The following is a 13413-nucleotide window of genomic DNA, read 5'->3' as shown; positions in this document are numbered from 1 at the left end:
CATTAAGCACTAACACTGAGCACTAGCATTAAGCACTAACACTGAGCACTAGCATTAAGCACTAACACTGAGCACTAACATTAAGCACTAACATTAAGCACTAACATTAAGCACTAGCATTAAGCACTAGCATTAAGCACTAGCATTAAGCACTAACACTGAGCAGTACAGCTGATTAACAAGCGCTAAAACTAAATCTTATAACCGGGGATTATCCTTTGAAAATCTGGACCATAGCAAACCAAAAAGGTGGGGTGGGGAAAACAACAACTGTTGCCAGTCTAGCGGGTGCGTTTGTGAAACGTGGTCTGAAGGTGTTGATGGTTGATACCGATCCCCATGCATCCCTTGGGTACTATCTTGGTATTGATAGTGAGCAATTACCCTGTTCTTTATACGATCTGTTTTTAGCGAATAAGCGCTTAACGAGTGATGTCGTACAGGCTCATATTGTACCGACCAATGTCGTGGGATTAGATTTAATGCCCTCAACGATGGCGTTAGCGACGATAGACCGGAGTTTAGGTCATCAAGAAGGCATGGGGCTCATCTTAACCAAGGCCTTAAAGTTAATCGAAGATAGGTACGATGTAGTATTGATAGATTGCCCGCCAGTACTGGGGGTGTTAATGGTTAATGCGTTAGCCGCAAGTGAGCATATTATTGTGCCGGTGCAAACTGAGTTCTTAGCACTTAAAGGTCTAGACCGTATGGTGAAAACCATGTTGTTAATGGGGCGATCAAAAAAAATCCAATACAGCTACACCATAGTGCCAACCATGTATGACAAACGCACTCGCGCGGCCTCAGCTGCATTGTTACAACTTAATGAAGATTATAACCAAGAGTTATGGCAGGACGTGATCCCTGTTGATACCAAATTTAGAGATGCCAGTTTGAGCCATTTACCTGCTTCCCATTACGCCCCTAATAGCCGTGGCGTAAAAGCGTACGATAGATTACTCGATTATTTACTTGCGAAGGGCTTATCACATGTCAAAATCAGTTGATGATGCAGTATGTGATTATTTCTCGTTGCTGCTTAATGAGCCGCAAACAAAGTGCGCAGTAGCGAGTAGCGTAACAGAAGGCGATTACGCACAAAGTAAAACCCTAGAATGCACAAAATTAGCAAGCCGAGAGGCAGATGAGCGCCTAAGTCGACAAGCATTAGAGCAATTGTTCGCTCGCTCACCTCAAGAAAGTGCCAACAAGGTTGAGCCGCAATACTCGACAGCGACGTTAGCCAGTGCTGACACTCTTACCGATATTTCGCCTGCTGCCGGCATAGCTTCAATTAGCCATGATTCAACTTTTAGTCATCATACAAAAATTGAACCTGAGTCTGAGTTGCTCGCTGACTCAGCAGTTATCAGCGATAGCGCCCAGCCGCAGGATCTAACGCCTCAAACTACAGAGCAATTAATCAATGAGCCTTTAGTGTCTACTCAAACACTATTGGAGCAGCTAGATGAAGAGTTTCAGGTGTTATTTTTTAAAGTGGCGGGTTTGACGCTAGCAGTACCTTTAGTGAGTTTAGGGGGCATTGTGAGTGTTGATAGGATCACTCGTCTCATGGGACGGCCGTCTTGGTATATGGGAGTGCAACAGCATCGAGAAGCACAACTTAATGTTGTCGATACTTGCGCTTGGGTGATGCCTGAAAAATATGATGAGCAATTAAGCGAGAATGTGACCTATCAATATGTTGTTCTACTAGAAAATAGCGATTGGGGCCTTGCGTGTGAGTCATTAGTTGACACAATATCGATTAAAAAATCTGACATTAATTGGCGTAGCCAAGCAGGTAAACGGCCATGGCTTGCTGGTGTGGTAAAAGAGCGCATGTGCGGCATTTTAAATGTTGAGGCCTTGGTACAGATGTTGGGTTCAGGCTTAGGCTGTCAAGACTGGGTAGTCAAGACAGCATAACCATATAAAGTTCGGATGATTTTTATTTACTCATCGCCCCATAGTATTAACGACTTAGGGTTGCGCAGGGGGGCTAAGGTAAAGCTGTTCAGGTAAAGTTGCTCAGATAAAGATGCCACACTATTGATGCCAGTGTATCTATGACCTAGTAAAGATGCTCAGGTAAAGAAGCCAAGATACAGAAGGCAAGGTAAAGAATAGTGCTGAGCAGTCGATACAGGGCAATAGGGAAAGATTGTTGGCTGTCTTGCATTAGACTGCGATGCTTGCACCATAGTAAAAATGAGCACCTATTTTAGATAATAGATTTATTAATGGGAATTCAATGGCTATATGCGGCATAGAAACAAGTAACTATCTATTTTAGTTATCAATATTATGCGTACTAGCACATTATTAGCATTTAACAGTGGTTAGCCAATCGGTTTGGTTGGTATAAATATTAAAGAATTGATTAGACAAATAGCTGCAGAGCTATAGATTGAGGCGATTATGACAAGTTCAAACAGTGTAGCCGTAGCAGCGGGAACCGAAGATGCAGTGTTACAGTGGGTAACATTCAAGCTCGATAATGAAACCTATGGTATCAATGTAATGCAGGTACAAGAAGTATTGCGTTATACCGAGATAGCGCCTGTACCTGGTGCGCCTCACTATGTATTAGGTATTATTAACTTACGTGGCAATGTTGTCACCGTTATCGATACCCGTTCACGTTTTGGTTTAGCGTCAGCTGACGTAAATGATTCAACGCGTATCGTTATTATTGAGGCTGAAAAGCAGGTTATCGGTATTTTAGTCGATAGCGTTGCTGAGGTTGTTTACCTGCGCCGCTCTGAGATTGATAACGCACCGAATGTAGGAACTGAAGAGAGCGCCAAGTTTATTCAAGGCGTGAGTAACCGCGAGAGTGAATTATTGATTTTGGTTGATCTAGATAAGTTACTATCTGATGAAGAGTGGATGGAACTAACGCAGATTTAAAGTCGGGGCGAGAACGGACTTCGTCCTGCTAGGGCGTTCGCTGGCTCACTTCGAGGACGCTTCGCTGCTAGGTCCTAGGAAATGCAAAAGCAAATGCAAAAGCTTGTATCGATTAAGTGTAAAGTTTCTTTTGCCAAACCTAGAACCTTCTTTTAAAGTAGGTCGGCATTTATGCCGTCGTTTCTATAGATGGCATCAGTATTTGATGGGCTAAATCCGAACCTACAAAACATAACTTGCTGAGTCTAGAAGTGACTCAGTCTGTTCGTTTTAATTTTTTGATGTTCCTAGGACCTAGCTCCTTCATAGCTTTAATCTAGAAGGAGCAACGCGACGCCTTTCTTCGTGTTTCCGTAAGCGAAGCGTTCCGTAGTGACATTCAGTTAATACAAATAGTCACGTGCCGTAAGACCGCAGGCCGTTCGTCTTAGCCTTACTGTTTATTGATTTTCCTAGAACCTGATTTTCCTAGGACCTAAGTCCTTCTTCGCTTTAACCTAGAAGGAGCAAGGCGACGCCCTCGAAGTGACGCAATCACGCTCTAGCAGCGTCCTTCTTAGATATTTAAAAAATGAGTTATTAATGATTTTTGAAGAAATTTTAATCGCAGCAGCGTTACTATTCATCGTTGTCTGCCTTGCGTTGGTGTTTTATTTACAAAAACAGACTGGCGAGCTACGAGCAAAAGTTGATGCGTTAACTTTGTTAGTAAAAGAAGGCGATAAGCAAAGAGAAGCCGTTAAGCGCGAACTACAAGAGCTTAGAAGTGGCACCATTGGTGTTGGGCGTCGAATGCTAGAGCTTGAGAAAAAGCTAACACAACAAGATGAAAAACTGGAAGAGAGTAGCCAACAAGATCCGCAAGCTAGACTATATTCTCGTGCAATGAAGATGGTTGCTCTAGGCGCAGGAGTTGCAGAACTGATTGAAGAGTGTGAGCTACCAAAAGCCGAAGCCGAACTGTTGATCCGACTGCATGGAAAGTAGCAGGACGTTCGCAGGCTCACTGCGAGGACGCTTCGCTTACGGATAACGGAACGTTCGCAGGCTCACTCACAGAACGCTGCGCTGACGGTACAAGCGAAGAAGAATCTAGGGCGCTGCGCTTCTAGGTGCTAGAGCTGACTTCGTCCTGCTATACAATCAAAGGCTGAGACGAACGCTGGGCTTACGGATAACGGAACGTTCGCAGGCTCACTCACAGAACGCTGCGATGACGGTTTAAGCTAAGACTATACAGGCTGAGATGAAACCTCCTGGGGCTGTGAGAGCCAAGATGAGAGCACATAAAATAATTTTTTGTAGGTTGGGCTTCAGCCCATCAATCTGGGAGGCAAACACAAAATTTGTCGGGATAAATCCCGACCTACATTTAAAAGGGTTAGTACTGGCTAAGATGCTACAGACTAAGACGGTACAGGCTGAGTCTTCTGACTTATTTATCTCCTTCACTTTTTCGGCTTTGTATTCCAATTACCGCAGTGTTTTTTTTGTTTTCCGTAAGCGAAGCGTTCCGTAGTGACATTCAATCAAACAAACAGTCACGTGCCGTAAGGCCGCAGGCCGTTCATCTTTGTTTTTTTCGTCCATCTTAGCTTTCACCTAGGACCTTTCTTTGCCTTTCCTCGGACCTCGGACCTTCTTTAAACCTCTTCCATTATCTTATGATGTAAATTGTCCCATTTTTCTGGAAACTTGCCGTCTAGCACATATACAAACGCGATTAGCTCTGCGATAAGTAAGTAAAGCTCGGCTGGGATCTCATCACCAACCTCTAATCGCTGTAAGAAATCACACAGATGTTCATCTTGATGAATATGAACCCCTGCTTGTTGGGCTATGGCGATAATCTCTTCTGCGAGTTTATCTTCACCTTTTGCAGTGACTTTTGGCGCACTACCCGCCTGGTAATTTAGCGCTACAGCTTTTGTTGGTTTGTTAGACTCTTTCATTGTAGTGTTCAACTAGTATTTCCCTGGTCATAGGTTCACTGAAGGCTAAATCTTGCATTGTGATGTTATACATGAACTTTCACTAAGTAATGCTCGCCTGGCAAAATGCTGGCAGGTACATTTTCTTGTTTAGTCGTTACTGAAACTTGACTAAAGCCGACAGCTTCGATTTTGTGCGTAAGTGCTGGTGTTAGCAGTTTTATTTTAGCTATCAGGGTGTCACTACTGCTGCAGAAGCTTAGCTTAAGGGATCCGTTTATTGGCTTTTCATGATTTCTATTTGCTTGTGCTGCTTGTGCACTAATTAATAATGGGCCACTGGCTAAGTTAAACTTTAATTGTAGTTTCCACGTGCAGCTGTGTTTATTAGCACTATCTTTATCTGGAACGTTTTGCTTAGTACTGTTTTCTTTTTGCACATGCACTTCTAATTGCTCTTGATAATGATTGATAGAGTAGGGCAGAGCAAAATAGTAATGAGTGGCCACTTCAGTTTTAGTTGATGCCTGCTGATAAAGACTTAAATTATTAAAAATGTTTGCCAGCGACTCGTTAACCAGTGCTGCCTCGAGTAATTTCATTATTGCCTCAGGGAGCGCTAGGTAACTTTGTAGCTTTGCTAGCTTTTGCATGAGTTCGGGGGAAATACTTTGCGAAGAGGCTCTTGCTAATAGTAATTGAAGCAGTAAACCCATAGTGCTGAAGTGACTCGAAAGTGACGTATTAAGCCATTCGTTGGGAGAGACTGAGGGGCTAAAGAGTTGAGCTGTGATTAGCTTTAGCCGTTGAGGCTGACTCAACTCGGTTAACGTTTCAGGCATCATCATAGGGAGCGACTTGAGAAGCACGCTGGCAAGACTTTGTTTTGTATTAAGTGTGGCAGCGGCCAATTTTGGGAGCCCACCGGCTTTTATCAGTGCACCAGCTAAGAAGCCTTCACGAGTGGCTGCATTTGAGATTTGAGTAGAAGCTTGAGCTGTTTTTTCCGTTATTTCAGTTTTGTTTAAGCCAGTTACATCGCTATCAGCAAGCTTCACTTCGATGCTTTCTAATGCTTTGAATAATTTTCTATATTGAAAGTTCATATCGGCTTTTTGAGCTGATTTTGAGTCCGGTTTTTCTACTATTGGCTGACTTGCTATTTCGTTCTGTTTTTCGTCTGATGCCTGCTCAGGGATCAGGTTAACTTCAGTTTGTAACTTAATCGGGACTAACTGCAGGAACAACTGATCATTGGTACTTTTAATCGATGCCACATAGTGCCCACAACTGAGAGAGCCAAGGCTTGCTAACTCGATCCTTGGACCTTTATCAAATATTAGCTCACTGTCATGTATTTCTGCGTTCGGTAGTTGATAGCCATCTTTACGTTTAGCTAATAGTTGTAATTTTTTTTCTTGGCCATTGGCATTGCTGATCATGGTTAGCAGAGCTTGCGGTAAAGGGAGTCTAAGTGTCTGGCCTAAGGCTAAAAGTATGCTCTGTTTTATAGTGCCGTTGATTTGCACTATATTTAACATGAAGTTTGAATATTGGTTAAGGCGCGGTAATTGGGTCTCTTGCGTAGGTTTTAGGCTAAAGCTCTGACCTGCAAGCATAACGCTCAGCCCACTTTGATGACTTGTTCCGAGTTGAGGACCTAATCCTGGTTGAGGAGTCTGCAGCGACACCGGCACCAAAGAGCTAACAGGCTTTGCCGTTGACAAACCTTTGCCTTGTTGATGATTTGCAGCTGTAAAGAGTTCCGTTACCGTATTCAAAGTATGCTCTTGTTAAGTGTTACAAGGGTTTAAACGACTGCTTAGATATGTTTGTACACAAATTTATGTTTGATCTTATAGGCTTACTCAGTATCCTTATCCACCTTAAATGTAAAAATAAAGATTTTCGACTACTTTTATACATTTTTGGAACCATAAACGGTCTTGTTACGTATATCGACACTAAGGCTACAGCACTTTAGCTTGAATTTTGCTTTAACAGATGTACGATGCAAAGTGACATAGATTGATACTGTTTTTATTGAATTAAAACAGATTGCTAGCGATAGTTAGTCGAAAACTTAATATGAATTTTTATCTCATGTATTAAGGCGTGAGTCGAAATGCGTGAAAGTAATGACGAGTACATGGACTCCTTTTCAAAGAGACAATTATGAAGTTTAAATGGATTGTGCTTTCTCTGGCGATATTTGGAATGCCTTCAATTGAAGCTGCAGAAAATGCCACTGATCCCACTATGGATAGTGACCAGCAAATAACGGTAACCTATAACGACCCAAGAGATCCCATAGAGGGCTTTAACAGGGCGATGTGGGACTTTAACTATCTGTTTATGGATAGATACTTTTATCGCCCCGTCGCACATGGCTACAATGACTATGTCCCGCGACCGCTGAAAAGTGGCATTAATAATTTCGTACTTAACCTTGAAGAGCCATCGAGTCTGATAAATAACACGTTACAAGGTAAGTGGGGCTGGGCTGCAAATGCTGGTGGACGTTTTACGGTTAACACCACATTAGGGCTACTCGGGACAATTGATGTAGCCGACATGATGGGCATGCCACGTAAACAAGACGACTTCAGTGAAGTGCTTGGTTATTACGGTGTGCCAAATGGTCCTTATTTCATGGCGCCATTTTTCGGTCCATATGTTACTCGTGAAATCGCCTCAGATTGGGTTGATGATCTATACTTTCCCCTGTCTGAGCTAACGTTTTGGCAATCAGTACTAAAATGGGGTCTTAAAAACTTGCATACCCGAGCATCTGCAATCGATCAGGAACGATTGGTTGATAACGCTCTAGATCCATATACCTTTGTTAAAGATGCTTATTTTCAGCATTTGGATTATAAGGTATATGACGGCGATGTACCTCAAAGTGACGATGATGACGAGTTGCTTGACGAATATATGCAAGAACTAGAATAACATTGGTAGAGTGGGGAATAACAACTAAAAGCTCTACTTAACACGCAAACAAAAAGTGTTGTTTGCGTTGTTGTCAATTAAGGGCAGTTTATGGCGCTAAAAGAGCTTACGATACTTTTTGTTGAAGACGATCCAGTTTTTCGTAAACTGGTCACATCTTATCTAGATAGCCGCGGTGCAGAAGTAATAGAAGCTGATAATGGTGAGCAAGGACTCACTCGCTTTAAAGAACAACAGTTTGATATTGTCATTGCAGATTTAAGTATGCCCAAACTCGGTGGTTTAGATATGCTTAAAGCGATGAATAAACATAGGCCTGGCACTCCTTCGATCATCATATCGGGTAATCAAGCAATGTCTGATGTTATTGACGCATTAAGACATGGTGCCAGTGACTACCTCGTTAAACCTGTCTCTGATTTATATCTAATCGAAAATTCCATTCGCGAATGTCTGAATAACTCATTTGAAGAGTCATTGAATTTTGATGAGCAAGAATCCTTATCCTATCTTGAATTAAATGAAAATTTGGCGTTATTGGAGCAAAGTAGCGAAGCCGCTAAAAGCTTGCAACAACAGCTTTTCCCGCCGAGTCGGGTTGAGTATAGCGATGTTGTGATTGACTATAGCTTGTTTAATACCAACGAGGTGAGTGCCCACTTTATCGATACCGCCATGATAGATGAAAACCATGTCATGATGTATATGGCCCACTTTCATCCTCATGACAACCGAGCAGCGTTTGCTTCAGTGCTACTAAAGAGCTTTGTAAATCATAAACTCAAGTTGTATAGCAACGGTATGTCACCTGTCATCACCGAACCTTTTAATATGCTGGTCTATCTTAACGATCGTATGGCTAAGTCTCGACTTGGCATTGTGGTTGATATGGCTTATGTCGTGGTCGAACTCACTCAATATCGAGCCGCTATTGCGACAGCGGGAAGTGAATTTAGGTGTTATCTAAAAAATAATGAGGGATTATCCCGCATAGCGCTTGCAGACTCGTTACAGCTTGGCATGACAAATTGGAGCAAGCCTAGTGTTCAATTTAGAACCCTGCTGTTTGGAGAGCAATTATGTATCTCTACTCAAGTAAGCAAACACAAGCAACAACTGTTAGATAACCAGTTCTATGGATTGATCCATGACCCAGGCACCCAGCCCGGCGGATATATTCAACTGTCATTAAAATAGGGGCGATCGCAGAAAAGAGCGCAAGCGGAGAAGCGGAACGTTTTACAGCCTACGGTGTACGGAACGTTCGCAGGCTCACTTACGGAACGCTGCACTGACGGTTTTAAGCTAAGAAGATCGGCCTTTGGCCTGCTAGTACAGCCTACGGCTGGCTAGAGCGTTGCTTTGCTCCTGCTAGATTACATACAATCTGAAAGCTGAGACGTAAAACGGATTACAGTGTCCTTTGTGTGCATGGTTTTGGTTTTTAACTAGTGATTTAAAGGCTTTTTTACCACGAAGCGCTCCGTGCCCCAATAACATCCGTGTTTAACGGCCAGTTCGCTATCCCTAGCTCTCGCTTATTAGCACATGGCTTCGCCATATTCGCCGTGGTGAATAGCTTTTGGCTTTTGATTGTAGCGTGAAGCGCATTTCTCTGTGGTGAAAAGCCAAAAGTACATTACAGGCCGTGTTTGTAGCTTGTCTGACCTTCCACGCCTCTGCTTAAACCAGCTATAAATCTTAAAAACAAAAATGCCAGAAGATGACTCTTCTGGCATTTTTCTGTTTCAAGCTTTTCCGGCTTTAGTCTCAGCTTCGACCGTCTTAGCTCATTCGGCTTTTCCGTCTAAGCACTAACCGTCTTAGCCTAAACCGGATCTCTTATCTTCTAATCGCTTCATGCTCTGCAGTAACAGCAATCTCTTCTTCTAGAGCTTGCTCTTCAGTATGCGGGCCATCCTCAGCACCGTGCATCCAGTCAACTAGCTTATCAGCCATGAAGTACAGGATAATACCTGAAATTGCAGAGGTAATTGCGATGCCAGCAAAGATAGCCATAGCATTTGCAAGCTGCTCTTCTTTTTCGCCAGCATGTCCAATAAATGAACCTACCACGCCGCCAACCTTGTTAGCGATAGCAATGAACAAGAACCATGCACCCATCATTAATGAGGCGATACGCAGTGGAGCAAGTTTAGTCACCATAGATAGGCCGATTGGAGATAGACATAACTCACCCATAGTATGGAAGAAGTATGCACCTACTAACCACCACATGCTTGACTTAGCGTTAGCGTCGCCGCCCATCTCTAATACAGCACCGATCATAAATAGGAAACCAATACCGAGTAGCACAAGACCTAATGCAAATTTAACCGGTGAGTTTGGCTCGTTCTTACCTAAGCGGATCCAGATAGAGGCGATTACTGGCGCAAAAATAACAATGAACATGGCGTTAAGAGATTGGAACCATGTAGTTGGAACTTCCCAACCGCCAATCATGCGATCGGTAAAGTCATTTGTGAACAGGTTCATCAAACCACCGGCTTGCTCAAAACCAGCCCAGAAGATGATAGTGAATAAACCCATAACCATGATCACTTTAATGCGATCGCGCTCAATCTTAGTCAATGGCTCTTTACGTACATCACCTGCAGCTTCGGCTCTTTCTTTCTCAAGCTTAGCCGCTGGCTTGCGACCAATGTCACCAAGTAATCTTTGTGCAAATACGAATTGAATGATCAGTGACAGCACCATACCAACACCGGCGCACAAGAAGCCCATCTGGAAGTTACCATCGTAAGCAGCAACAACCGAGCCAACAATAATACCTGAAAGGAATGCACCTACGTTGATACCCATATAGAAGATGGTGAATGCACCGTCACGGCGATGATCGCCTTCTTCATACAGGTCGCCAACCATAGTTGAAATGTTTGGCTTAAACAGACCGTTACCCAAGATTAACGTACCAAGACCAAAATAAAAGGCCAAGGTTTCAGAACCAGGGATCCAGTTGTGTGGCAGCGCCAAGATAAATTGACCAGCGGCCATTAAGGCACCACCAATCATGATAGATCTACGTTGACCCAGGTAATTATCGGCTAACCAACCACCTATCAGAGGGGTCAAATATACAAGACCGGTGAACGTACCATAAAGCGAAATAGCCTCGCCCTGTGTCCAACCAAGACCGTGTCCGCCTTCAGATTGTACTTTATCAACTAGATACAACACCAAAATGGCGCGCATTGCGTAATAACTGAATCGTTCCCATAGTTCTGTTGTAAACAACAGGAACAGTCCCTTAGGATGCCCGAGCATCGTCCCCTGAGGTTTTGCTACGCTCATGTATTCTTCCACCTTCGCTTGTGATTGCCTGCAACTCAAATATCGCTACAGAAATTTGTTTTACTTAAATTATTACAGCTTCTAATTAACGTAATTAGCCAAGAGGTGTTAAGTCTGTGGTGTTTTTGTTAATCAAAAAGCTGTTTTATTGTTGGCTTGTATTCTAGTTTTTGTCATTTGGCGCTGAAAATAGCGTCAAATGCGATAAAGCCTACCTTATATACCCTTTATGGACGGCTAAAGTCAATTTTGAAAACGTAACTGCCGACTTAATAACCACTAGAGTACGATTGACTGAATCAGTGATCAAACAGACATTAGAAATGAGGCTTAGGCTTTACTTTGATTCGTCTCGGCTTTCAATTTAACTTACAAATTTGTTAGTATCCATGCGGCGAATAGGGCGCCACTGATTGTAAAGTGCGCTCGTTAGATTACATGAGAGAACGAAATGAAGGCTTGGTATCTACTATATTGCAAATCTCGGGGCGAAGCTCGAGCTCAGCAAAACTTGGCGCTTCAGCAAATTGAAACTTATTTGCCTAGTTACCCAGAAGAAAAGATACAAAAAGGGCAAACAAGTATACGACGCGTATCGCTATTTCCCAGTTATCTATTTATCAACTTTGACCCGCAAGTTACCAGCGTGGCCAAAATTCATAACACACGTGGCGTGATAAGAATCGTTGGTTGTAAAGAGCTAATGACACCGATAGATGACAGTATTATTCATGCAATCAAAATGCGCGAACATAAGCTGCTATCAACAATATCCCCGCAAGAAGATGAAGCCATAACGCTGCCAAAGATAGAGGCAGGAGATAAAGTCCGTTTTACTCAAGGTCCATTTACTGAGTTAGAAGGGATTTTCGATGAATCAAATGGTGAGAAGCGCTGCTTCGTACTGTTTGATTTGATGGGTAAACAGCAACGAGTAGCCGTTGAAAGAGATTCGATAAAACCGATTAAATAAATTACCTAGCTCGTTTAAGCTTAATAAATCAAAAGTAGGTATTTTACTATTAAATTTGTAGGATATTTGCCATAGCGACAATCGCGACGCTAGATTTTTTATGCGCTTTTATGGCGGTAACTATAGCTGTTAATTTTAGGTGTTAGCTTTAGGTGTTAGCTTTAGGTGTTGATAGTGGGATTAACAAGATTGAATACTTAGTTCAGTTCAGTTCAGTTTAGTTCAGTGTATTAAGAGTATTAAGAGTATTAAGAGTATTAAGAGTATTAAGAGTATGGCCTAGGTTAGCTATAGTCTAGCCATAGATAAAATGTAGTGGCTGAGCGAGGGCTATACCATTGAGTCTTTAACGAGTAAGCGGCTAATTTAGTGCATTAGCATTAACTGAGTTCAGAACTAAATGATTAAACCATTAAGCGCAAAAAATAACTAAAACCTAACGACAGAGTTTACAAGTGCATAAAGATTCAGCAACTAACGCAAGTGATTGCTTAGAGTTACTGCTCAAGTAAGCTCGTTAGTGTATAATTCTGCGCTTCTCAAATTTTTACCTTTGTAATGCATTGGTGAAAAAAGCTGTGACTTTGAGGAGCAGTCTCTATGGCATGAGGATGGCTCGTCTTTTTACGAGTAACTGGTTATGAGTAACCGATTAACTAATGAATTAGTAACTGATTAGTTACTAATTATAGTGGTTGATTGTCGCGATTAGTTGGTCTTAGTAACTTGTAAGGCTAGCTGTCATGTTAGTGATGTTTTAAGACTAACTCTCATGTTAGTGAAGTCATTAGTATAGAACAAATTGCTTTACTCTGTTTTGAAGGCCAAGTTTGCAGACACTATGACTATGTTAGAGCAAAGAGAAAGAGAAAGAAAAAGATAGGAATAAGTTGATTTAAGATAGAGGCACGAGCTGAACCTACCTTAAGTTAATTTGAAAGTAACACAAAATTAGACATATCCGCCAAGCGGATGGGCACGTTGGAAGCCGCAATCCATGGGCGGTAGCGTGTCTGAAGACATCGAATGAATAGTTTCATTCGTTAAGCGATAGCCGAAGGCCTCTGGCCGCCACGCGGGTCGGTAGCGTGTCTGAAAACTGATAAGGTGCTAGGTTCTAGGTTCTAGGGCGTTCGCAAGCTCACTTATAGATTCTAGGTTCTAGGGCGTTCGCAAGCTCACTTATAGGTTTTAGGTACTAGGGCGTTCGCAAGCTCACTGCTAGGAAAGCCAAAGACCAAAATCAACAGCAAACAACATTTAGCTTTAGATGTTAATGATTTCCCTCGAACCTAGGACCTAGGAACTGTTTATAAACCTAGAACC

The 13413-nt window shown here is 42.5% G+C and carries 10 protein-coding genes; 7 read left to right on the top strand and 3 right to left on the bottom strand.

The genetic code is table 11. The annotated features are described in order from the left end of the window. Window positions 1–218 precede the first annotated feature (218 nt). From ACVBIO_RS17150 to ACVBIO_RS17135, 4 genes are all read left to right on the top strand, one after another. Window positions 219–1010, top strand: coding sequence for a ParA family protein (locus ACVBIO_RS17150; protein WP_447161392.1), 792 nt, complete (start codon window positions 219–221; stop codon window positions 1008–1010). Further along, complete coding sequence (locus ACVBIO_RS17145; protein ID WP_447173084.1) at window positions 994–1932, top strand: chemotaxis protein CheW; 939 nt, start codon at window positions 994–996, stop codon at window positions 1930–1932. Before ACVBIO_RS17150 ends, ACVBIO_RS17145 begins: the two co-directional genes overlap by 17 nt. A gap of 492 nt (window positions 1933–2424) precedes the next feature. After that, window positions 2425–2916, top strand: coding sequence for a chemotaxis protein CheW (locus ACVBIO_RS17140; RefSeq protein ID WP_447161389.1), 492 nt, complete (start codon window positions 2425–2427; stop codon window positions 2914–2916). Window positions 2917–3498: 582 nt separating this feature from the next. Further along, entirely contained in the window at window positions 3499–3903 is a 405-nt protein-coding gene (locus ACVBIO_RS17135; protein WP_447161388.1) for a DUF2802 domain-containing protein, read from the top strand. 656 nt (window positions 3904–4559) lie between these two features. Here the strand turns inward: ACVBIO_RS17135 and ACVBIO_RS17130 are convergent. Together ACVBIO_RS17130 and ACVBIO_RS17125 are read right to left on the bottom strand one after the other, a co-directional pair. Further along, window positions 4560–4868 (bottom strand): EscU/YscU/HrcU family type III secretion system export apparatus switch protein, encoded by a 309-nt coding sequence (locus ACVBIO_RS17130; RefSeq protein WP_447163940.1) that lies wholly within the window; start codon window positions 4866–4868, stop codon window positions 4560–4562. Between the two features lie 65 nt (window positions 4869–4933). Next, complete coding sequence (locus tag ACVBIO_RS17125; RefSeq protein ID WP_447173083.1) at window positions 4934–6628, bottom strand: hypothetical protein; 1695 nt, start codon at window positions 6626–6628, stop codon at window positions 4934–4936. A gap of 394 nt (window positions 6629–7022) precedes the next feature. Here ACVBIO_RS17125 and ACVBIO_RS17120 point away from each other — a divergent pair, with 394 nt between their 5' ends. Both ACVBIO_RS17120 and ACVBIO_RS17115 read left to right on the top strand, forming a co-directional pair. Further along, a complete protein-coding gene (locus tag ACVBIO_RS17120; RefSeq protein ID WP_447161386.1) occupies window positions 7023–7802 on the top strand; it encodes an MlaA family lipoprotein in 780 nt (259 codons plus the stop codon). Window positions 7803–7892: 90 nt separating this feature from the next. Continuing rightward, entirely contained in the window at window positions 7893–8999 is a 1107-nt protein-coding gene (locus tag ACVBIO_RS17115) for a response regulator (RefSeq protein WP_447173082.1), read from the top strand. A gap of 645 nt (window positions 9000–9644) precedes the next feature. Here ACVBIO_RS17115 and ACVBIO_RS17110 read toward each other — a convergent pair. After that, window positions 9645–11114, bottom strand: coding sequence for a peptide MFS transporter (locus ACVBIO_RS17110; RefSeq protein WP_447161384.1), 1470 nt, complete (start codon window positions 11112–11114; stop codon window positions 9645–9647). A 451-nt stretch (window positions 11115–11565) separates the two neighbouring features. Here ACVBIO_RS17110 and rfaH point away from each other — a divergent pair, with 451 nt between their 5' ends. Continuing rightward, the gene (rfaH, locus tag ACVBIO_RS17105; protein WP_447173081.1) at window positions 11566–12087 is read left to right on the top strand and encodes a transcription/translation regulatory transformer protein RfaH; all 522 of its coding nucleotides are present in this window, start codon (window positions 11566–11568) and stop codon (window positions 12085–12087) included. Window positions 12088–13413 lie beyond the last annotated feature (1326 nt).

The sequence above is a fragment of the Shewanella sp. 0m-8 genome, assembly GCF_052977265.1.
Note: the sequence above shows the minus strand (reverse complement) of the source record. Positions and strands in the feature narration are given on the sequence as shown.